Raw genomic sequence first — 19,636 nt, 5'->3', positions numbered from 1 at the left:
CCCCTGCCGGGATCGGGGATCAGCCCGGCAGCAGAACGGTGTCGACCACGTGGATGACGCCGTTCGATTGCATCACGTCGGCAATGCTGACGGTGGACTTGCCGCCCTTCTTGTCGGTGATGGTGAGCGTGTTGCCGGAAGGGGTGACGGTCAGCATCTCGCCCTGCACGGTCTTCAGCATGGCCTTGCCGCCGCCTTCCTTCACTTTTGCTGCGAGATCCTGCGCGGTCATCTTGCCGGCCACCACATGATAGGTGAGCACGCCGGTGAGCTGCGCTTTGTTCTCGGGCTTCAAGAGGGTGTCGACCGTGCCGGAGGGCAGCTTGGTGAAGGCTGCGTTGGTCGGAGCGAACACCGTGAACGGGCCCTTGCCCTGCAGGGTCTCGACGAGGCCTGCGGCCTTCACGGCTGCCACGAGGGTGGTGTGGTCCTTCGAATTGACGGCATTCTCGACGATGGACTTGGACGCGTACATCGGGGCGCCGCCCACTGTCTTGGTCTGCTCCTGCGCCGTCACGGGCAGCGACAGCATAAGGGCCGGAGCCGCAAGAGCGATGGCGGCAGTCATGCAGGCAATGCGAATGTTCATGGATCTGGTCCCTGAATGGTTGGATGAGGATCCCGGCCTTGTGGCCGGTGACCGAAGGCTCAACCTTCAGGGCGGATACCCCGCATGTATGTGTTTGGATGCGGGGTCGCGTTTTCGTGAAGACAGAAAAATTTATCGGGTCAGGCGGTGAACGCCGTCGGACCCCTCAGGTAAGCCTCGATGCGGTCGAGCTCGTCTTCCGCTTCTGCCGGCTGCGATGCATCCTGCTCGGCCTCGGGAGCAGGGTGCTTGGTCGCGGGCGCGTTCTCGTTGCGAACAGCCTGCCGCGGGTTGCTCGGCTTGTCGTCTTCCGGCCTGTCCGGCGGGTGGCGCGGTGCCATGGCATCCTCCTTATGGACTAGCCAAAAGTATTGTCGGGATCCGTGTCACAAATAGGGCGCCGTCACAGTGCGGTGGACGCCGTGCCTTTCATTACCACCGGGCCGGTAGGCTGGCCCGTGGGGGAGCCGGTGAGCGGCTCGACGGAGATCGCGAAGAGCTGGTTCGAATGCGGCTGGGGCAGGTTTCTCGGATCGAGCAGCACCGTCCTGGCGGTCTGGACGACGCCGACGGAAACCGGCGCCCCGTTCGGGTCCGGGAAGGTCCAGACCTGGATGGAGTGGTTGTGCGGAATCTCCATGTCGCCGAGCGGCGTGAGCTCGAGGCGCCCGTCCGCGAAGGTGCGCAGCACGGCCCCGGGCTGGTTGGTCTCGCTCATGAGAACCGCCACGAGGGTCGGCTGGCGGGTGGCCTTCTCGGCGAAGTAGCCCACCCCCATGGCGAGCAGGAGCCCGGCCAGGGCACCGGCAAGGCCGAAGCCGCGCCAGAAGGCGAGGCTGTCCCACAATCCTCGGAGCAGGCCCGGCGAGGTCTCCCGCCGTGCGGAGGCTGCAGGCCGCGCGGCAGCCACTGCAGGCTGAGCGTCGAGGCCTGCCTCGATCTGCTGCCACAGGCCCTCGCCCGGAGGGACATCGGCGGCCGTGCTGTCCCACTCCGCGAAGCGGGTGCGCCATTGCTGAACGAGAGACTGGAAGGCCTCGTCCGAGGCCAGCAGACGATCGGCAAGCCCGAGTTCCTCGCCCTCGAGGAGGCCCAGCACATGCTCGGCGGCCAGACGATCCTGATCCTCGCGGGTCATGCCATGCACTCCCGCAGCGCCAGGAGGGATCGGCGGATCCACGACTTGATCGTGCCGAGCGGCACGCCGAGGCGGCCGGCGAGTTCGCCATGGCTGAGGCCATGGATGTAGGCGAGCGTGATGGCCTGGCGCCGCGAGGGCTCCAGGCGCTCCAGGCAGCGCTTGAGGTTTCCCGTTTCCGACAGGCGCATCATGACGGTTTCGGCGTTCTCCTCATCGCTCGCGAGCCCCATGGGCTCGAAATCCTCGACGAGATCCGTCCGGGTCTCGCCGCGCAGGATATTGAGGGCCCGGTTGCGCAGGATGGCGTAGAGCCAGGAACGGGCGTCGCCCCGGGCCGGATCGAAGCTGTCCGCCTTGCGCCAGACTTGAAGAAAGGTGTCGTGCACGGCTTCCTCGGCCAAGGCCCGCCGCCGCAGGAGCCGCATGGCGACGCCCAGCATCCGCGGCGCTTCGCTGTCATAGATGGCACGCAAGGCCGCGCGATCGCCCCGGGCGCACTGGCCGAGGGCGTGGTTCAGGTCCAAGGCCGGGGAGGCGATCTCCCCCAGCACTGCCTTCACGCGAGAACTCCGTTTCCACTTGTCAACGATACACCCGAACCCTGCCGTTGGATGCAAAAGGACTGAGAAAAATTCACATCCCCTGCATCCATAGAGGATTCCGGCGGGTATGCGCAATGTCGGTCGCTCACGACCGGCGGTTTCAGCCGGAGGATCATCTCATGAAGTTCACACCCTTGGTCATGGCTCTCATCGGGTCGTCCCTCGTCGCCGGTGCGGCGCACGCGCAGAGCGTGGCTGCCCTCGTGGGAGACGATACGATTGCCATCGTGGATGTGGCGGGAAAGAAGGTCGAGCGCTCGATGAAGGTCTCGGGCCTCTCCGGCGCCCTTATCGGCATCGACGTGCGCCCGGCCGACGGCATGCTCTATGGCGTTGCGACTGACGGAACGGTGGTGACGATCGATCCGGCGAGCGGCAAGGCGACCATGAAGTCCAAGCTCGACACCATGCTCGCGCCCGGCACCATGGCGACGGTCGATTTCAACCCGGTGGCGGACCGGCTGCGGATCATCGGTTCCGACGGCATGAACCTTCGGGCCAACATGGATGACGGCAAGGTCACGAAGGACGGCCAGCTGAGGTTCGCCGATGCCGACATGCACAAGGGCAAGATGCCCAAGGTGGTGGCTGGCGCCTACACGAATTCCATGAAGGGCGCGAAGGAGACCGTGCTGTACGACATCGAGGCTGGCGGCGTTCTCGTCAAGCAGGCGCCTCCCAATGATGGCGTGCTGAATTCGGTCGGCATGCTGGGCATGGAAGCCGGCGCGGTTGCCTTCGACATCGTGTCCGCCGACACCACAAGCGAAGGCTGGCTCATGAGCGGCAAGGCCCTCTACAAGGTCGATCTCGCAACCGGCAAGACATCGGAGGTCGGGACGATCTCGGGCGTGGACGGCAACGTGCGCGACATCGCGGCGATGCCCAAGGCCATGTAGCCCGGCAAGCGGCGCGCCAGCTCCTGGCGCGCCATTCCGCTCAGGCGCAGCTGCGGCCCATGGCGTTGAGACCCTCGTCCAGCAGATCGGCGAGGTTGGGGATGCCGATGAGCCAGTCCGCGGTCGAGGCGGAGCTCGCCTCCTCGCGCTCCCGGGCGAGGCGCACGGCGGCGCCCCATTCCTCGGGCTCCATGTCGCCGCGGCCGATATAGACCAGCGCAATCAGGTCGGCGCGCTCATCGTCGTTGAGGCCGGCGATCACATCCCGCACTTCTTCTTCGGTCGCGTCGTCCGGAGAGGCCGTCAGCGCATCGATGCTTCCGTCGTCGGTGGGATTCGAGCCCGAGGCTGGATCGGTGAGGCCCTCTTTGACGTCGATGGCCCTGGCCCGGAGAATGAGTTCGCAAACCTTGTCGAGCGCGATATCCATAGAAATCCTCTTCGAAGTCCCCGCGGGACAATCGTTTCGTCATGTAGCTGACAGGGAAACCCGGAAGAGGGGATTCGGTTCAGCCGAGGTCCGCGTTGGCGTCGAGCGGGCTCTGCGCGTAAGGTGGGCCGAGGCTGGGGAAACCATATGCGCCGATCAATCCTCTTCTGGCTGGTGGGGCTGTTCCTCGCCGCCGTTCCCGTTCAAGAATCCTCAGGGCAGACAGGCCGCCGGGCCGACCCGATCATGCTGGAGCCCCAGCGGGCGGGGCAGACGGACGTGTATGTCCTGTCCTTCGGCCTCTGGGGTCCGCAGAGCGTTTTCGAGAGCGAAGCGAAGGGAGCCGCCCGCATCCTCGAGCAGCAACTCGGCGCGAAGGGGCGCTCCATCGTCCGGTTCAACACCAAGCGCCGTGCCGGCGCGACGCCTGAGTCCCTTCTGGCCGCTGCCGAAGCCGCGGGCCGCACCCTCGATCCCGCCGAGGACATCGTGGTGCTCGTCCTGACCTCCCACGGGGCGCCGGAGGGGATCGGCCTTGTGGCCGGGCGCGAAACCCGTCTCGTCACGCCTGGTGACGTGAGGGCCTTGCTCGAGAGAACCAGGGCTCAGCATCGGGTGGTGATCGTCTCGGCCTGCTACTCGGGCGTCTTCGCCCAGGAACTGGCCGATGCGCGGACCCTGGTGATCACGGCTGCCGCAGCCGACAAGCCTTCATTCGGATGCCGGGACGGGGCAACCTGGACCTATTTCGGCGATGCGTTCTTCAACAAGGCCCTCAGAAGCGACGCCCGTCTCGACGCGGCCTTCGAGAGGGCGCGAGGCCTCGTCACCCAACGGGAGAGGCGGGAGGGTTTCGATCCGTCCAACCCGCAGATCGCCGGCGGCTCTGAGGTTCTCGAAAGGCTGAAGGAAACCTGCGGGCCTAGCCCCGCGCGGCAAGCGTGCCGATGCGGGCGACCCAGCGCTCGATCCGCCGCCTGTTGACGCCGAAATCGGAGCGGCCGATCTGGCTGCGGGAATAGAGGGCGAGGGTCGATGCGTCCCGGCCCCGGTCGAACACCTGCACGACAACGGTGTCGGGAAAGCGCATGAATCGCGTGCGGACGAGATAGCGATCCTGCTGCGGGTCCCGGTCGAGAAGGCTTGTGCCCGGCTCCGCCAGGGCTGCCTCGGAGACGAGACTGCGCAGCCGGACGCCGGACACCGGAAAGACCGGGGGCTCGGCATCAGGTCTTGCCTGGCCGCAGACGTCACGGGGGCAGATCAGGGCATCGTTGGGATTGCTGCGGCGCACCAGGGTGGCAAAGTCCACCGAGCCGAGATCGGGCGAGCCGAACAGGCCCTGCCACGTCCGCTCAAGGCCCGTTTCCCAGCCGCGCCACAGGCCATAGCCGAGGCCGACGCCCACGAGCCCTATCGCCACAGCCTTCTTTCGCATGCTCTGCCCCGTTCCCGACCGGCCGCTTGACAGCCTGGCTAAGAAGAATAGGGCAGGGCGCGCCCGCATCCTAGCGTTTCCTGGAAGGCCGAATGAGCCCGCATACCGCCCCCATCCTGCTGCTGATCGCCTCGAACGTCTTCATGACCTTCGCGTGGTACGGTCATCTGAAGTTCAAGACCTCGCCCCTCTGGATCGCCGTGATGGCCAGCTGGGGCATCGCCTTCGTGGAATACTGGTTTGCCGTGCCGGCCAACCGGATCGGCTCCGCGGTCTATTCGGCGGCCGAACTCAAGACCATGCAGGAGGTCATCACCCTCGTGGTCTTCGCAGGATTCTCGGTGCTCTACCTGAAGGAGCCGCTCGGCTGTAACCATCTTGTCGGCTTCGGGCTGATTGCGGCCGGCGCCGCCTTCATCTTCCAGGCACGCTGACCTGAACCATGGCGCTTTTCATTTACGCCGGCGCAGCACTAGCCGAAATCGCCGGGTGCTTTTCCTTCTGGGCCTGGCTGCGCCTCGGCAAGACGGCTTGGTGGCTCGTGCCCGGAACGGCATCGCTGGCGCTGTTTGCCACTCTGCTGACCCTCGTGCCGAGCGATGCCGCCGGACGCGCCTACGCGGCCTACGGCGGCATCTACATCGTCGCTTCGATCCTGTGGCTCTGGATCGCGGAAGGGACGCGGCCCGACCGGTGGGACATGGCAGGCGGGGCGGTGTGCCTTGCGGGCGCAGCCCTCATCCTGTTGGGGCCGCGCGCCTGAGAGTCTATTTGGCTCATACATCTCTGTCCTCATCCTGAGGAGCCGCTGCAAGCGGCGTCTCGAAGGAGCTTCCAGAGAGCACTGGAGCCTCCTTCGAGACGCAGGCTGACGTCTGCTCCTCAGGATGAGGGTCAGGGGTGATCAGAAGTATGCATCGGCCTCTGAGGCGTATCAGGTTGCCGGCTTCATGCGCAGGATGCGGCCGTTGCGGGAATCCGTGAGCAGGTAGACGAAGCCGTCCGGCCCCTGGCGCACGTCGCGGATGCGCTCGCCCAGGTTCTGCAGCATGCGCTCCTCTCCGGTCACCCGGTTGCCGTTGGTTTCCAGCCGCGAGACGAGCTTGCCGGCGAGTGCGCCCACCAGGATGCCGCCGCGCCAGGCCGGGAACTTGTCACCCGTGTAGAAGGCCATGCCGGACGGGGCGATCGAGGGATCCCAGTAATAGACCGGCTGCTCAAGACCTGCCTTCTTTGTGCCTTCGCCGAGTTTCGCGCCCGAATAATCGACGCCGTAAGAGATGATCGGCCAGCCGTAGTTCTTGCCCTTCTGCGGGATGTTCACCTCGTCGCCGCCGCGCGCACCGTGCTCGACGGTCCAGAGTTCGCCCGTTGTCGGGTGGAGGGCGGCCGATTGCAGGTTCCGATGGCCCAGCGACCAGATCTCCGGCCGTGCATCCTCGCGGTTCAGGAACGGGTTGCCGGGGGCCGCGCCCCCTTCCGGCTTGATGCGGACGATCTTGCCGATGTGGTTTGCCGGGTTCTGCGCCTGATTGCGCAGGTCGAACCGGTCGCCGAGGGTCACGAAGAGGTTGCCCTCGCGGTCGAAGACCAGACGCGAGCCCCAGTGGTTGCCGCCCGTATAGGACGGCTCCTGGCGGAAGATGACGGCCAGGGCTTCGAGGGCCGTTCCGTTGTCGGCAAGCCGCGCCCTGGCGACGCTGGTTCCGGCGCGGCCCTCGCCGCGATCTTCCGCATAGCTCACATAGACGAGACGGTTCTGCGCGAAATTCGGGTCGAGGGCGACGTCCAGAAGGCCGCCCTGTCCGCGCACGGCCAATGGCGGGAGACCGCGGATCGGTTCGGAAAGACTGCCGTTGGCATCGACGATGCGCAGGCGCCCGGCGCGCTCGGTGACGAGCATGCGACCGTCGGGCAGGAAGGCGAGGCCCCAGGGGTTGGGAAGATCGCGGGCGACCGTCTCGACGATCACCTCCACCTTGTCGGTTCGGAAGCGCTGGGTGTCCTGGGCCAAGGCGGGGGAAAGGGCGCCGAGCGTCAGGGCGCAGGCCAGGGCAACACGAAGCTTAAGCATACATCTCTCCGTCGATCCGATGCCGGAGAGCTAGACTCTTGCGGCAGGGCGTCAACCGTGCCGACGTTCACTCACGCGTTATCGCGGGGAATAGACGTGGATGGTCTTCGTGTCCTGGGCGGAGAGCGTCTGAGTGGTCGCCATGACCGAGAGCGTCGCCAAGCTCATCAGCATGATCAGGGCGAGGGAGCAGCGGCTTTCCCGGCGCGGGTCGAGGCGCTGGATTCGGGACGACACGTGGCAGGCGTTTCTGGCTCGGAAGGTTTTCATCGGTTCTTCCCCCTAGCAACCGAATGACGATCGCAAGAGGAAAACTGCTTTGATTCAAGAAAGTTCCAAGATGCTGCGGAAGTGCTGCTTGCGGAGTCTTGGCTAAGTCTTTGTTAACCAATTGTTAACTATTGTGGCAAGCTAGCCTCCGCCTGTCGGTGTCACAACGACGGACGCGGCGGAGCGTTCCGCCGGCCCGTGATGGACCGCCTCGATGTTGTGACCGTCGGGATCGAAGGCGAAGGCCGCATAGTAGCCGGGATGATAGGAGCGCTCTCCAGGCCCGCCATTGTCGCGTCCGCCATGAGCGAGGGCGGCCGCGTGGAAGGCATGAACGCTCTCGCGATCCTTGGCCTGAAATGCCAGGTGAACCCGTGATACCGGGCCGTCGGCCTTGTCGACCCAAAGCTCGTCGCAGGCGAAATGCTCCGGGCTCTCCGACGTGAAGTCGCGCCCGATGGCCTTCAGCACAGCACGGTAGAACCGCCGGCTCGCCTCGAGATCGGAGACGCGCAGATGCACGTGGTCGATCAGCCGGCCCTGGTGACGTTGCATGTCAGCGTACCTTCAGGTGACTCGGCGTTCTTGCGTCATCACCGGCCTTGTGCCGGTGATCCCGATCAGAACAGCCCTGAGCCTCATAGCATCGGGATGGCCGGGACTGATCTCCGGATCAAGTCCGGGGACGGCCATGACGAAGTGTCTTGGACTAGTCTCACTCGGCTTTGAGGCCGGCCGCCTTGATGATCTCGGCCCAGGTCTGGATCTCCTTCTCGAGATACGGCCTGAAGGTTTCCGGATTCCGCACGTTCAGGGTGAAACCGAGCTTTGTGATCCGCTCCTTCACGTCGGGCTTGCTGAGGATCGCGATGATCGTGCCCGAGAGCTTGTCGAGGATGGGCTTGGGCGTATTCACCGGGGCGAAGAAGGCGGCCCAGGATTCCGCATCCGCATTGGTGATGCCCTGCTCGCGCAGGGTCGGCACGTCGGGCGCCTGCGGGTTGCGCTGCGGGCTGGCAATCCCGATGGCGCGCATCTGGCCGGCCTGGAACTGGGAGAGCACGCTCGGCAGGGTCGAGTTCGACACGTCGATGCGGCCTCCCATGAGCTCGGTCACCAGGGGAGCCGCGCCCCGGAAGGGCACATGGGTCATCTTCGTGCCCGTGCGGGTCATGAAGAGTTCGGTCGCCAGATGCGAGCCGGAGCCCACGCCCGTCGAGCCGTAATTCAGCTTGCCCGGTTCCTTCCTGGCGAGTTCCACCAGTTCGGGGATCGTCTTCACGGGCAGGTCGTTCTTGACCACGAACACATGCTCGAAGGCGCCGGCGCCCGCGAGCGGCGCGAAGTCCTTCACCGCGTCGTAGCCGGGTTCTTTCAGCAGGAACATGTTGTTCCCGTGGGTCTGGTTGTTGCCGAACACGATGGTGTAGCCGTCGGGCTCCGCCTTCGCGACCGTGCGGGTGCCGACCGCCCCGGAGGCGCCGGCCAGGTTCTCGACGAGCACGTTCTGGCCGAGTTCCTTGCCCATCTCCTCCGCCACGATGCGGGCGATGACATCGGTGGGGCCGCCGGCCGGGTAGGGGACCACCATCCTGATGACGCGGGTCGGGTAATCCTGAGCGGAGGCTGCGGAGGCGAACAGGGCCGCGCCGGCGAAAAGGCCGAGCGCAAGGCGGCGGGTGACGGATTGGGTCATCGGAAAAGGCGTCTCCTCGAAATCCCGGCAGGCGGGGCTGTTTTGCTTGCTTGGACGGCTTGCCCGGATTAGGGTCCGCCGCCGTCACGGTCCCTTTCTAACCCCCCGATCGGAGGATTCCCATGGGCTTTTTGTCTGACGCCCTCTCGCGCATCAAGCCGTCTGCCACCATCGTCATCACGCAGAAGGCGCGGGATCTGAAAGCCCAGGGGCGGGACGTGATCAGCCTCTCCGTCGGCGAGCCGGATTTCGACACCCCCGACAACATCAAGGAAGCGGCCATCGCGGCCATCCGCCGGGGCGAGACCAAATACACGCCCGTCTCCGGCATCGTGCCGCTTCGCGAGGCGATCTCCCGCAAGTTCAAGCGCGAGAACGGCCTCGACTACAAGCCCTCGCAGACCATCGTGTCCACCGGCGGCAAGCACGTGATCTACAACGCGCTGCTCGCCACCCTGAACCCGGGCGACGAGGTTATCATTCCGGCGCCCTACTGGGTGTCGTACCCTGAGATGGTGGTGCTGTGCGGCGGCAAGCCCGTGTTCGTGGACTGCACCATGGAGCACGGCTTCAAGCTCCAGCCGGAGCCGCTCGAGCGCGCCATCACCCCGAAGACCAAGTGGATCATCCTCAACTCGCCGTCGAACCCGACGGGCGCCGCCTATTCGCGCGCCGAGATGAAGGCCATCACCGACGTGCTGATGCGCCATCCGCATGTGTGGGTGCTCACCGACGACATGTACGAGCACCTGACCTACGGCGATTTCGAGTTCGTCACGCCGGCGCAGGTCGAGCCGAACCTCTACGAGCGCACGCTCACCATGAACGGCGTGTCGAAGGCCTATGCCATGACCGGCTGGCGCATCGGCTATGCCGGTGGTCCCGAGCATCTCATCAAGGCCATGGACTTCGTGCAGGGCCAGCAGACCTCCGGAACGAGCGCGATCTCGCAATGGGCCGCCGTCGAGGCGCTCGACGGTCCGCAGGATCATCTGCCGCGCTTCAAGAAGGCGTTCGAGGAGCGCCGCGATCTCGTGGTCTCCATGCTCAACCAGGCGAAGGGCCTGAAGTGCCCGATGCCGGAGGGTGCCTTCTACGTCTACCCGTCCTGCGCCGAGGCCATCGGCAAGACCGCGCCGTCGGGCAAGGTGCTGGAGACGGACGAGGACTTCGTCTCGGAGTTGCTCGAGGCCGAGGGCGTCGCCGCCGTGCACGGCTCGTCCTTCGGGCTCGGTCCCAACTTCCGCATCTCCTATGCCACGTCCAGCGCGGCGCTGGAGGATGCCTGCAACCGCATCCAGCGCTTCTGCGGATCGTTGCGCTAAAGCATCTGCTCCAATGGTGGAGAACACCTTTTTGAGCAGCCCTATAAGCCCTCATCCTGAGGAGGATTGCGCGAGCAATCCGTCTCGAAGGAGGATCCAGTGCTCTCTGGACAATCCTTCGAGACGGTCGCTTAAGCGACCTCCTCAGGATGAGGTCAAAGATTGATGAGATGTTTCCAAGGAACTCATCGTGCAGATGACCTTGCCACAGACCTTCCACCCGGATCCCGAGGCGGAGCCCTACCGGGCCGACCCCGCCTCCACGCACCGCGTGAAGTTCGACGCCCGCGTCGACTTCACCAATGGCGGCTATGTGGAGGCGAAGGACTTCCTGCTCGACATTCAAGGCGACAGCATAAGCCCTGAGCGCCTGGCCGAGATGATCGTCTCCGCCATGAACCTGCTGCGGGCAGGCCCCGTGACCATCACCGCCATGCGCGTGGTGCGCCGGGGCGAACACCAGGACGGGTGAGAGGCCTGCACTCGTACTCCTGAACGACACAGGCCGCCCGGCGTTTGCCGGGCGGCCTGCTTCTGATCGCCTGCGGTTCTCAGATGACGAAGAAGTCGTGGTAGTAGAGCTTGGTCTTGTTGGTGATGGTGGCGATCTTCACCTGAGCCTTGGAGCCGGTGCCGTCCTGATCGTAGTAGAGCGCGCCCGTCTTCTTGTCATAGACGATGCGGTCCTCCCGGTCCTCCCGGTCCTGCGCCTTCTTGCCCTCGACGAACATGTCGCTCTTAAACCTCATGCCCGCCGCGCTGCCGCGGCCGAGCTTGGTAAAGATTGCGTTGTCCAAGTGGAAGCTATCATCAGACGACTTGAAGTCGTAGATCTTGTCCACGTTGGTGCTCTTGTTCATGCGCGTGTCGAACACGAACACGAACACGTCCCGGCCCGTGCCCCCCCGCAGCAGATCGTTGCCCAAGCCTCCGGAAACCCGGTCATCGCCCGCGTCGCCCCAGAGCTGATCGTTGCCGATCTCGCCCCAGAGCTGATCATTGTCCGAGCCGCCATACACTTTATCGTTGCCCGATGCCGCCACGATTCGGTCGTTGCCGGCTTGCCCCAATAGCCGGTTGCCCAGGGCGTTGCCGCTGATCGCGTTGGCGAAGTTTGAACCCGTGAGGTTGAGCGCTCCGGCGCCGGCCACCAGGGTCTCCACCTCGGCATCAGCGCTCAGCACGTAGGCGGCGGTGTTGACATAGACCGTATCGATGCCCTGGCCGGCATGCTCGACCACCCTGTCGCCGGCATCGTCCACGTAGTAGGTGTCGTTGCCTAAACCCCCCGTCATGGCATCAGCGCCAGCCCCGCCCACGATCACGTCGTTGCCGGCCTGCCCGTCGAGGGTGTTGTTCCCGGCATTGCCGGTCAGAACGTTGTCGAGCTCGTTGCCGGTCAGGTTGATCGTGGCTGTTGCGGCGAGCACGATGTTTTCGATGGAGGCGCCTGGGGTGAGCGTGAAGGTCGAGGTGACGACCACCGTATCGATGCCTTGGCCGGCTGCCTCGACAATCGTGTCGGCCCCATCGACATGGTAGGTGTCGTCGCCGGCACCGCCTTCCAGGGTGTCGCTGCCGGCGCCACCGTTCAGGGTGTCGTTGCCGCCCATGCCGCGCAGAACGTTGGCGATATCGTTGCCGGTGAGGCTGTCGTTATAGCTCGAGCCGATCAGGCCTTCGATGCTGCTGAAGGTATCGCCTGCGACAGTGCCGTTGCCGTTGCCTGGCAAGGCGATCGCCACACGCTCCGTGGAGTCGGCATAGCTCGCAAAGTCGTTGCCTTCACCACCATCGAGCAAGTCCGCGCCGACACCGCCCATCAGGGTGTCGTCGCCACCGCCGCCGTAGAGTTTATCCTCTCCGCCGCCGCCGCGGATCTCATTGGCAAAGTCATTGCTGCCGGCAAGGGTGTCGTTGAAATTCGAGCCGATCAGGCCCTGGATCGTGCCATCGGCATAGACGTCGCCGATCGCATCGCCGAGGCGGCCGAAATCCCCAGCGATGCCAAGGCTGGTGCGGACGGCCGCTCCGGCGCCTGCATAGGACGCGAAGTTGTTGAAGCCGGTTCCACCATCCAAGGTGTCCGCACCAGCACCGCCTTCCAGCGTATCATCGCCGCCGCCGCCGGAGAGTTTGTTATCTCTCGAGGCGTATGCAGTGTCACCGTCGTTCAAGCCAATGAGAACGTCGTTCCAGTTGGTCCCTTCAAGATTATTGATCGAGTTATAAGTATCGCCAGCAGCTTCCCCGGTATTCCGACGGGCGTCAGCAAGGCTGGCTGTCACTCCAACGCCTGCTGTCGAGTCAGCATAGCTGACGAGATTAGTTCCACCATCTTCAATCCCGCCCTCGAACCTATCGGCTCCTGCACCGCCATAAAGCGTGTCCGAGCCATCCCCGCCTTGAAGCGTGTCGTTGCCGAAACCGCCGTAAAGGGTATCCGCTCCATTACTACCCTGAAGCGTGTCGTTGCCGCCAAAGCCTTTGAGCACATCGTTGCCATCGTCGCCCCAGAAGGTGTTGTTAGCGTTGTCACCCTCGATCACGTCATTCAGAGTCGTGCCGCTGATGACCTCGATGCCCGAATAGGTGTCGCCTAAAGCCTCATGGCCATCGTTCTTAGTAACGTCCCAAAGATAGACCTTGACAGCTTCGAGCTGACCTTGTGCATTCTTGCGCCCCAGTAGCTCACATTGTCCTGGGTGCCGTTGTCCCGACCGTTGAGGATGCCGCCGTTGAAGTGATCCGCACCGGCGCCACCATTGAAGTGATCGTCGCCGTCGCCGCCATAGAGCGCGTCGTTGCCGCCGCTCCCGTTCAGGGTGTCGACAAAGTCGGACCCGTGGTAGATGTCGTTCTTCTGCGTGCCGGTGACATTCACCCCTTCATCGCGAGCGTCGATGATGGTCGTCTTGATTCCCGTGTTGGGGCTGTTGCCGCTCCACCAGGTGAGAGCAAGGCGCCCATCGGCCATTTCGGTAATTCTTGCCGAGAGCAGCCAGGGATTGGCGGGAGGCGGCAGGATGAACGTCTCGGTCACCGCATCGGGAGAGTTGGGATCCAGGATCTTGAGAACGATCCGATTATCATTGGTGTTGTTGGCACCCGTGTATGAACTGTAGACGAGCGCGATCCGCCCGTCTTTCAGGACGGTGGTCTCATGGGGTTTGGGAGCAAAGCCGTCCCTGTAAGCACTGTTGGCGATTTCGAAATCGTCAGCAAAAGCACCCTGTGCATTGTAGGTCTTCAGGAGAATCTTGTTGTCATTGGTGTGATAAATGACGGCAAAACCGTCATTCCAGGGAACGATATCGGGATAGCTATTGCCATGGCCGACCCCGACAAGGATTTCCTGAGACGGGTTGGGGTTGTCGGGATCGACAACGTAAACCTTTACAGTGTTGCCTCCCGCTGCGAAGGCGAGGAGATACTTGTCATCATTGATCCGGATCATATCCGGATGTAGCCCTATCTCTTGCGCAGGAAGATTCAGCTTGATCTGCTCGCCAACCTTCTGACCTTGATGATCGTATCGGGCCAATTCGAAGCTGGCCACACCTGAGACTCGATCGGTCGAGTTATAGGCCACCACATACCCGCTGCCATGGCGCGCCATGGCAACGTTTTCGTGCTGATCTCGGCTCAGGCTGGTCTCAATATCGGTCGGGGTCGTGGCCTTTGGGGTTGCGTCGGCATTGAAGACCTGTGTCTTGAGCGACCAATAATCCCTGCCGTTCTCAGTCCTGGCGGCACTCCAGGTGACGGCGAAATCGCCGGTTTGATCGTCGATGGCGAGGACGCTGATGTTCTGGGGTTCGCCCCCATTCGCTACGTTTGAACGAATGGCCAGGGCCGTACCAGACGCGGTGCCGTTGGCGTCGACAGGCGCGCCATTGCCGTCATAAACCTAGAGATAGAGTTCTTTGGTGTTCGTGTCGTGCCAAGCCACCACGTATCCGCCGTTGGGAAGCATGGTTATGACAGGCCGCCCGGAATTGTAGCCGGAGTTGGCAACAGCGCTTTCGGCTTTCCAAATTTTTACAGTCATTTCGGTCTCCCTGGCATTAGAATCACGTTCGTGGTCATTAAAACGGAATAACGTTACTAGAGCTTTGCCATACCTTGGGGAAGGTCGATCTGCAACCATATCTCGTTGCCGCGGCAAGGCCGGCGTGCGCTATCGCACATGGGCTCATCCGGGCCTGGGTAGCATGTGATTTATCTTTATGATCAAAGACTTGATCATTGCTTGAGGTCGCGACGATCCTTGCGGTCGCCAGCCTGAGCCTTGGCTCTCCAGCCGTCTGCGATGATCGCGTTAGGAGGGCGACGTTCGGTCGCTGACAGTCAGGCCTGCTTCTGCAAGCCGCGGGCGTCCTTGTCGCCTCCGGGGTCCGTTCGCCCCTTCGGAAACCCGCTGCGCCGGACAGGGTCCGAGGCTGGAATGCAGCCCCTTGCGACCCGCGCCGCCCGGCCGCGGACCTCGATGGACCCGGGGCGGCCTTCGCCGCCGCCAGATCCAGGCACATGAGTCGAGGAACCCGGGCGCGCAGCTGTACAAGCTGGGCATCGAGACGGCGTGGGAGTACACCAAGCACGCCTGTCCTCGAGGCGAGCTTACGTGTGTTCACTCGGCTCAGAGTTGTGCTTGCCCTAGCGTTCGCTCCGCCCCTCGCTCCGGGCTCACGACCCGCTGGAAAGCTTGAGGTCCTCGCCGGGAACTGTCGAAGTGACACTCCCCCACGAACCCCCTTGCCAACTCACCAACACAGGCAGAGCATCGGTCCAACGCGCCTTGGAACAAGAGCGCGCCAGCAGCGGGGGCAGGGAGGATGAGATCCTATGGCACCCAACGGCAGACCAGCTTCGGGCCCGCGATGCATCGCGATCGTCGGCCCGTTTCAGAGCGGCAAGACCACGCTTCTCGAGGCCATCCTGGAGCGGACCGGAGCCATCTCGCGGGCAGGCCGCGTGGCGAGCGGGGATAGCGTGGGCGATGCGAGCGCCGAGGCCCGCGCCCATGCCATGAGCATCGAGCCGAACGTGGCCACCGTGAATTTCCTGGGCGAGAGCCTGACCTTCGTCGATTGCCCCGGCTCCACGGAATTCCTGCACGAAATGCGCAGCATCACGCCGGTCTGCGACGCGGCGATCGTCGTGTGCGAGGCGGATGAGCGCAAGATCCCGGCCCTCGAGATCATCCTGCGGGAGCTCGAAGAGGCCGACATTCCGCGCTTCCTCTTCATCAACAAGATCGACACCGCCACCCAGCGCATCCGCGAGACCCTCGCGCTGCTGCAGCAGGCGTCCCGCACGCCGCTGCTCCTGCGCCAGATCCCGCTCTGGAAGGACGGGATTGCCATCGGCTTCATCGACCTCGCGTTGGAGCGCGCCTTCATCTATCGCGAGCACGCGCCGAGCGAGGTCGTGGACCTGCCCGAAGGCGAGTTGCCGCGGGAGAAGGAAGCGCGCTTCGCCATGCTCGAGCGGCTGGCCGACTACGACGACGCGCTCATGGAGGAGCTGATCTCGGAGATCGAGCCGCCCCGCGACCAGATCTTCGACGATCTCTCGAAGGAGCTGAGGGAGCGGCATGTGGTGCCGGCGCTCATCGGCTCCGCCGAGCGCGGCAACGGCATCACGCGCCTCCTCAAGGCACTGCGCCACGAAGCGCCGACCCTGGCTGAGACCCGGGCACGCCTCGGCATTCCCGAGGAGGGGGCGCCCCTGGCTCAGACCGTGAAGACCCTGCACCAGGGGCAGGGCGGCAAGCTCTCCATCGCCCGCGTCCTGCGCGGCACCTTCCATGAGGGCGACATGGTGGTGGGCTCCCGCGGCGGCGAGGCGAGGATCGGCAGCCTGCTCACGGTGATCGGCGGCACCACGACACGCAAGGCGGACGCCGTGGCTGGCGACGCGGTCGGCTTCGGCCGCCTGGAGAGCATCGCCACGGGCGACAGCTTCGCGGCCGGCAAGGCAAGGCCGGAGGCCATTCTGTCCGTTGCGCCGCCCGAGCCGGTCTATGCGGTGGCCCTCAAGGTCAAGGACCGCAAGGACGACGTGCGGCTCTCGAGCGCTCTTGCGAAGATCACGGAAGAGGATCCCTCGCTGGCGATCGAGACCCGGCCCGAGATGGGCGAGATCCGGCTGCACGGGCAGGGCGAGATGCACCTGCGGGTGGCGGTCGAGAAGCTCGCCTCGCGCTTCCAGGTGGGCGTGGAGACAGCAAAGCCCAGGGTGGCCTATTGCGAGACGATCAAGCTGCCGGCTTCGGCCCGGGGCCGTCACCGCAAGCAGACCGGCGGCCATGGCCAGTTCGGCGACGTGATGATCGAGATCAAGCCACTGCCACGGGGCGAGGGCTTCGCCTTCCAAGACCATATCACCGGCGGCGTGGTGCCGCGCCAGTACATCCCGTCCGTGGAGACAGGGGTGCGGGATGCCCTAAAATGCGGGCCTCTCGGCTTTCCGGTGGTGGATCTCGCCGTCAGCCTGACGGACGGCTCCTACCACACGGTCGATTCCTCGGATGCCGCCTTCCAGGCCGCCGCCAAGCTGGCGCTGGCCGAGGCGCTGCCGAAGGCCAAGCCCGTGCTGCTGGAGCCGGTGCTGTCGGTGGAGATCACGATTCCCTCCGAGGCCCTCTCCAAGGCCACGGCCCTCGTGACCGGCAGGCGCGGGCAGATCCTCGGCTATGACGAGCGGCCCGGATGGACAGGATGGCAGGTCTTGAGCGCGACGATCCCTGAATCCGAAATCGGCGATCTCATCGTGGAACTGCGCTCCGCCACGGCCGGCGTCGGAACCTTCTCCACCCGGTTCGATCACATGGCCGAACTCAGCGGCCGCCCGGCCGAGATGGTGTTGCAGAAGGCCCATTGAGTAACAAGGACCTGAACGATCCGCACCGATTGTTCAGGTCTAAACTATTTCCATCGACAAAAGGGCTCTTCCGCGCCAAGTTAAGCTTTGACGGAGACGCCATCTCCCATGAAGCAAGACTCGCCACGAAGCGGAGGATGATGATGAACGCCACAACCTCAGCGCCTGCCCCAGCGGGCGCTCCGGATCCTTCAGCAGCCCGCCCCTGGCTCAGATCCTATCCGGCGAGTGTGCCGCCTGCCATCGACGAGGCCGGGATCGGCACGCTCAACGACATCTTCCGCGATGCCCTCGCCAAGTATTCGAACCGTCCGGCCGCCGAGAGCTTCGGCAAGCGCGTGACCTATGCCCAACTGGGGCGCGACGCGGATGCGGTCGCGTCCTGGCTCCAGGGGCAGGGGCTGAAGAAGGGCGACCGGGTCGCCATCATGATGCCGAACGTCATGGCCTATCCGGCGGTCCTGTTCGGGATCCTCATGGCTGGCGGCACGGTGGTGAACGTCAACCCGCTCTATACCCCGCGGGAGCTGACCTATCAGCTCAACGATTCCGGCGCCCGCTTCCTGTTCGTGCTCGAAAACTTCGGCACGACGGTCGAGGAATCGCTGCCGGAGATCAAGCTGGATCGGGTCGTCCTCGTGACGCCGGGCGATCTGCTCGGCCTGAAGGGAGGGATCATCAACCTCGTCTCCCGCCATGTGAAGAAGGCGGTCAAGCCCTTCAGCCTGCCGCATGCCGTGAGCTTCAAGGCGGTCATGACCGAGGGAGCGCGCAAGAAGGCCCAGCCGGTCACCGTATCGCCGGACGACATCGCCTTCCTGCAGTATACGGGCGGCACCACCGGCGTTGCGAAGGGTGCCACGCTGCTCCACCGCAACGTCGCGGCCAACGTCCTGCAGCTGGAAGCCTGGATGGCTCCGTTCTTCGGCGTCCGGGAGGATCATGTGATGGTGACGGCCCTGCCGCTCTATCACATCTTCGCCCTGACGGTCTGCGGCCTGCTCATGACCAAGATGGGCGGTTGCCAGCTTCTGATCGCCAATCCGCGCGACATCCCGGGCTTCGTCAAGACGCTCCAGAAGAGCCGCATCACCCTGATGTCCGGCCTCAACACCCTCTACAATGCCCTGGCCCATGCGCCGGGCATCGAGAAGGTGGACTTTTCGCAGATGGTGCTCGCCGTGTCCGGCGGCATGGCCACCCAGGCGGCCGTGGCGAAGAAGTGGAAGCAGGTGACCGGGCAGCCGATCGTGGAGGGCTACGGTCTTTCCGAAACCTCCCCCGTGGTCTGCGCCAACCGCCTCGACATCGAGGAGTTCACCGGCACCATCGGCTATCCGCTCCCTTCGACGGACGTGAGCGTGCGCGGAGCCGACGGGTCCGACCTGCCTCCCGGCGAGCGGGGCGAATTGTGCGTGAAGGGACCGCAGGTGATGGCAGGTTACTGGAACCGTCCTGATGAGACCGCGAAGGTCATGACGTCGGACGGCTGGTTCCGGACCGGCGATGTCGCGATCATGCTGCCCGACGGCCAGATCAAGATCGTTGACCGCATGAAGGACATGGTCCTCGTCTCCGGCTTCAATGTCTATCCGAACGAGGTCGAGGATATCATCGCCAAGCATCCGGGCGTGATGGAATCCGCTGTGATCGGTCTCCCGGACGAGCATTCGGGCGAGACGGTCGTCGCCTATGTGGTGCGAAAGGATCCGAACCTCACGGCCGATGAGTTGCGGCAGTTCTGCCGGGAGCACCTGACGGGCTACAAGGTGCCCCGCCGCGTCGAATTCCGCGAGACCCTTCCCAAAACCAATGTGGGCAAGGTCTTGCGCCGTGCCCTGAAGGAAGAGGCGGAGCAGTCCCACGTCCGCTGGAGCTGAAGTCGACTGGCCCATGGTGTGCGAGGGGCAGTGGAACCGGTTTTCCGCTCCCGGCGATGCGCTCGCTCAAGAAGGCGTCGGACCCAAGAGTGAGGATCCATTGTCCGGTCGGATGCCTTAGGGCCTGAAAAGAAAAAAGCCGGGCCAAAGGCCCGGCGAAAGTAGAGGTCCGACAAATAGGTCAAAACCTTCCAGAGGGAACGGCCGACACGGCATCGCCGGGAGGAAGAAAGCGACGCCGCGTTGAATTCAGCCACCGCTCATATCGACTGCATCGTGCCTCTTTGCAATGCAGCATGCCTCATGAAAGGGCTGCAAGGAATGCATGGCTTCTGTCATGGAGGTGACAAATTCCGGGTAGCCATCGAGCTTGACCGGAAAAAGCCCCGTTAGAGCGTCGTGCGCCC

21 protein-coding genes are annotated in these 19,636 nt (G+C 64.2%); 8 read left to right on the top strand and 13 right to left on the bottom strand.

The features are described from left to right. Positions 1-19: 19 nt before the first annotated feature. From AC0QTX_RS06040 to AC0QTX_RS06025, 4 genes are all read right to left on the bottom strand, one after another. Positions 20-589, bottom strand: a complete 570-nt coding sequence (locus AC0QTX_RS06040) for a fasciclin domain-containing protein (protein WP_474602924.1) — start codon at positions 587-589, stop codon at positions 20-22. A gap of 140 nt (positions 590-729) precedes the next feature. Further along, the gene (locus AC0QTX_RS06035; RefSeq protein ID WP_474602923.1) at positions 730-930 is read right to left on the bottom strand and encodes a hypothetical protein; all 201 of its coding nucleotides are present in this window, start codon (positions 928-930) and stop codon (positions 730-732) included. 62 nt (positions 931-992) lie between these two features. Continuing rightward, on the bottom strand, positions 993-1,727 hold the full coding sequence (locus AC0QTX_RS06030; protein WP_474602922.1) for an anti-sigma factor: 735 nt from the start codon (positions 1,725-1,727) through the stop codon (positions 993-995). Continuing rightward, entirely contained in the window at positions 1,724-2,290 is a 567-nt protein-coding gene (locus AC0QTX_RS06025) for a sigma-70 family RNA polymerase sigma factor (RefSeq protein WP_474602921.1), read from the bottom strand. Before AC0QTX_RS06025 ends, AC0QTX_RS06030 begins: the two co-directional genes overlap by 4 nt. A 161-nt stretch (positions 2,291-2,451) precedes the next feature. Here AC0QTX_RS06025 and AC0QTX_RS06020 point away from each other — a divergent pair, with 161 nt between their 5' ends. Then, entirely contained in the window at positions 2,452-3,231 is a 780-nt protein-coding gene (locus AC0QTX_RS06020) for a DUF4394 domain-containing protein (RefSeq protein ID WP_474602920.1), read from the top strand. Positions 3,232-3,271: 40 nt separating this feature from the next. Here AC0QTX_RS06020 and AC0QTX_RS06015 read toward each other — a convergent pair whose 3' ends face one another. Continuing rightward, complete coding sequence (locus tag AC0QTX_RS06015) at positions 3,272-3,661, bottom strand: DUF3775 domain-containing protein (RefSeq protein ID WP_474602919.1); 390 nt, start codon at positions 3,659-3,661, stop codon at positions 3,272-3,274. A 147-nt stretch (positions 3,662-3,808) separates the two neighbouring features. Here AC0QTX_RS06015 and AC0QTX_RS06010 point away from each other — a divergent pair, with 147 nt between their 5' ends. Further along, positions 3,809-4,645, top strand: a complete 837-nt coding sequence (locus AC0QTX_RS06010; protein ID WP_474602918.1) for a C13 family peptidase — start codon at positions 3,809-3,811, stop codon at positions 4,643-4,645. Here AC0QTX_RS06010 and AC0QTX_RS06005 read toward each other — a convergent pair. Next, positions 4,584-5,099 carry a DUF1499 domain-containing protein gene (locus AC0QTX_RS06005; protein WP_474602917.1) on the bottom strand — a complete coding sequence of 172 codons (516 nt, stop codon included), beginning with the start codon at positions 5,097-5,099 and terminating at the stop codon, positions 4,584-4,586. The two genes, AC0QTX_RS06010 and AC0QTX_RS06005, sit on opposite strands and share 62 nt — an antisense overlap. Positions 5,100-5,191: 92 nt before the next feature. Between AC0QTX_RS06005 and AC0QTX_RS06000 the strand changes: the two genes are divergently transcribed. Both AC0QTX_RS06000 and AC0QTX_RS05995 read left to right on the top strand, forming a co-directional pair. Next, on the top strand, positions 5,192-5,533 hold the full coding sequence (locus AC0QTX_RS06000) for a DMT family protein (RefSeq protein ID WP_474602916.1): 342 nt from the start codon (positions 5,192-5,194) through the stop codon (positions 5,531-5,533). A gap of 8 nt (positions 5,534-5,541) precedes the next feature. Then, positions 5,542-5,862 (top strand): YnfA family protein, encoded by a 321-nt coding sequence (locus tag AC0QTX_RS05995; protein WP_474602915.1) that lies wholly within the window; start codon positions 5,542-5,544, stop codon positions 5,860-5,862. Between the two features lie 171 nt (positions 5,863-6,033). Here the strand turns inward: AC0QTX_RS05995 and AC0QTX_RS05990 are convergent, their stop codons facing one another. From AC0QTX_RS05990 to AC0QTX_RS05975, 4 genes are all read right to left on the bottom strand, one after another. Continuing rightward, on the bottom strand, positions 6,034-7,173 hold the full coding sequence (locus AC0QTX_RS05990; RefSeq protein WP_474602914.1) for a PQQ-dependent sugar dehydrogenase: 1,140 nt from the start codon (positions 7,171-7,173) through the stop codon (positions 6,034-6,036). A 78-nt stretch (positions 7,174-7,251) separates the two neighbouring features. After that, positions 7,252-7,443, bottom strand: coding sequence for a hypothetical protein (locus AC0QTX_RS05985; protein WP_474602913.1), 192 nt, complete (start codon positions 7,441-7,443; stop codon positions 7,252-7,254). A 141-nt stretch (positions 7,444-7,584) separates the two neighbouring features. Beyond that, positions 7,585-7,998: a VOC family protein gene (locus tag AC0QTX_RS05980; RefSeq protein WP_474602912.1), complete on the bottom strand. Its 414-nt coding sequence runs from the start codon at positions 7,996-7,998 to the stop codon at positions 7,585-7,587. Between the two features lie 160 nt (positions 7,999-8,158). Next, positions 8,159-9,139, bottom strand: a complete 981-nt coding sequence (locus AC0QTX_RS05975; protein WP_474602911.1) for a Bug family tripartite tricarboxylate transporter substrate binding protein — start codon at positions 9,137-9,139, stop codon at positions 8,159-8,161. Positions 9,140-9,261: 122 nt separating this feature from the next. On the opposite strand from AC0QTX_RS05975, the gene AC0QTX_RS05970 reads away from it, so the two are divergent. Then, entirely contained in the window at positions 9,262-10,464 is a 1,203-nt protein-coding gene (locus AC0QTX_RS05970) for a pyridoxal phosphate-dependent aminotransferase (RefSeq protein WP_474602910.1), read from the top strand. Positions 10,465-10,654: 190 nt separating this feature from the next. Further along, a complete protein-coding gene (locus tag AC0QTX_RS05965; RefSeq protein ID WP_474602909.1) occupies positions 10,655-10,936 on the top strand; it encodes a hypothetical protein in 282 nt (93 codons plus the stop codon). A 79-nt stretch (positions 10,937-11,015) separates the two neighbouring features. Here AC0QTX_RS05965 and AC0QTX_RS05960 read toward each other — a convergent pair whose 3' ends face one another. From AC0QTX_RS05960 to AC0QTX_RS05950, 3 genes are all read right to left on the bottom strand, one after another. Further along, positions 11,016-13,046, bottom strand: a complete 2,031-nt coding sequence (locus AC0QTX_RS05960; protein WP_474602971.1) for a calcium-binding protein — start codon at positions 13,044-13,046, stop codon at positions 11,016-11,018. Positions 13,047-13,063: 17 nt separating this feature from the next. Next, the gene (locus AC0QTX_RS05955) at positions 13,064-14,083 is read right to left on the bottom strand and encodes a calcium-binding protein (protein WP_474602908.1); all 1,020 of its coding nucleotides are present in this window, start codon (positions 14,081-14,083) and stop codon (positions 13,064-13,066) included. A 291-nt stretch (positions 14,084-14,374) separates the two neighbouring features. Continuing rightward, complete coding sequence (locus AC0QTX_RS05950; RefSeq protein ID WP_474602907.1) at positions 14,375-14,515, bottom strand: hypothetical protein; 141 nt, start codon at positions 14,513-14,515, stop codon at positions 14,375-14,377. 794 nt (positions 14,516-15,309) lie between these two features. Between AC0QTX_RS05950 and AC0QTX_RS05945 the strand changes: the two genes are divergently transcribed. Beyond that, a complete protein-coding gene (locus AC0QTX_RS05945; RefSeq protein WP_474602906.1) occupies positions 15,310-17,349 on the top strand; it encodes an elongation factor G in 2,040 nt (679 codons plus the stop codon). A gap of 143 nt (positions 17,350-17,492) precedes the next feature. Continuing rightward, the gene (locus tag AC0QTX_RS05940) at positions 17,493-19,229 is read left to right on the top strand and encodes an AMP-binding protein (protein ID WP_474602970.1); all 1,737 of its coding nucleotides are present in this window, start codon (positions 17,493-17,495) and stop codon (positions 19,227-19,229) included. The last annotated feature ends 407 nt before the right edge of the window (positions 19,230-19,636 follow it).

Source organism: Microvirga sp. jy35 (genome assembly GCF_056148915.1).
The sequence above is the reverse complement of the archived record's forward strand: the minus strand, read 5'-3'. Positions and strand labels throughout refer to the sequence as shown.

Coding starts and splice junctions, on each gene's coding strand:
- AC0QTX_RS06040 (WP_474602924.1), bottom strand. CDS start 589: ATGAACATTCGCATTGCCTGCATGACTGCCGCCATCGCTCTTGCGGCT.
- AC0QTX_RS06035 (WP_474602923.1), bottom strand. CDS start 930: ATGGCACCGCGCCACCCGCCGGACAGGCCGGAAGACGACAAGCCGAGC.
- AC0QTX_RS06030 (WP_474602922.1), bottom strand. CDS start 1,727: ATGACCCGCGAGGATCAGGATCGTCTGGCCGCCGAGCATGTGCTGGGC.
- AC0QTX_RS06020 (WP_474602920.1), top strand. CDS start 2,452: ATGAAGTTCACACCCTTGGTCATGGCTCTCATCGGGTCGTCCCTCGTC.
- AC0QTX_RS06015 (WP_474602919.1), bottom strand. CDS start 3,661: ATGGATATCGCGCTCGACAAGGTTTGCGAACTCATTCTCCGGGCCAGG.
- AC0QTX_RS06010 (WP_474602918.1), top strand. CDS start 3,809: ATGCGCCGATCAATCCTCTTCTGGCTGGTGGGGCTGTTCCTCGCCGCC.
- AC0QTX_RS06005 (WP_474602917.1), bottom strand. CDS start 5,099: ATGCGAAAGAAGGCTGTGGCGATAGGGCTCGTGGGCGTCGGCCTCGGC.
- AC0QTX_RS06000 (WP_474602916.1), top strand. CDS start 5,192: ATGAGCCCGCATACCGCCCCCATCCTGCTGCTGATCGCCTCGAACGTC.
- AC0QTX_RS05995 (WP_474602915.1), top strand. CDS start 5,542: ATGGCGCTTTTCATTTACGCCGGCGCAGCACTAGCCGAAATCGCCGGG.
- AC0QTX_RS05990 (WP_474602914.1), bottom strand. CDS start 7,173: ATGCTTAAGCTTCGTGTTGCCCTGGCCTGCGCCCTGACGCTCGGCGCC.
- AC0QTX_RS05985 (WP_474602913.1), bottom strand. CDS start 7,443: ATGAAAACCTTCCGAGCCAGAAACGCCTGCCACGTGTCGTCCCGAATC.
- AC0QTX_RS05980 (WP_474602912.1), bottom strand. CDS start 7,998: ATGCAACGTCACCAGGGCCGGCTGATCGACCACGTGCATCTGCGCGTC.
- AC0QTX_RS05975 (WP_474602911.1), bottom strand. CDS start 9,139: ATGACCCAATCCGTCACCCGCCGCCTTGCGCTCGGCCTTTTCGCCGGC.
- AC0QTX_RS05970 (WP_474602910.1), top strand. CDS start 9,262: ATGGGCTTTTTGTCTGACGCCCTCTCGCGCATCAAGCCGTCTGCCACC.
- AC0QTX_RS05955 (WP_474602908.1), bottom strand. CDS start 14,083: ATGGCGCGCCATGGCAGCGGGTATGTGGTGGCCTATAACTCGACCGAT.
- AC0QTX_RS05950 (WP_474602907.1), bottom strand. CDS start 14,515: ATGACTGTAAAAATTTGGAAAGCCGAAAGCGCTGTTGCCAACTCCGGC.
- AC0QTX_RS05945 (WP_474602906.1), top strand. CDS start 15,310: ATGGCACCCAACGGCAGACCAGCTTCGGGCCCGCGATGCATCGCGATC.
- AC0QTX_RS05940 (WP_474602970.1), top strand. CDS start 17,493: ATGAACGCCACAACCTCAGCGCCTGCCCCAGCGGGCGCTCCGGATCCT.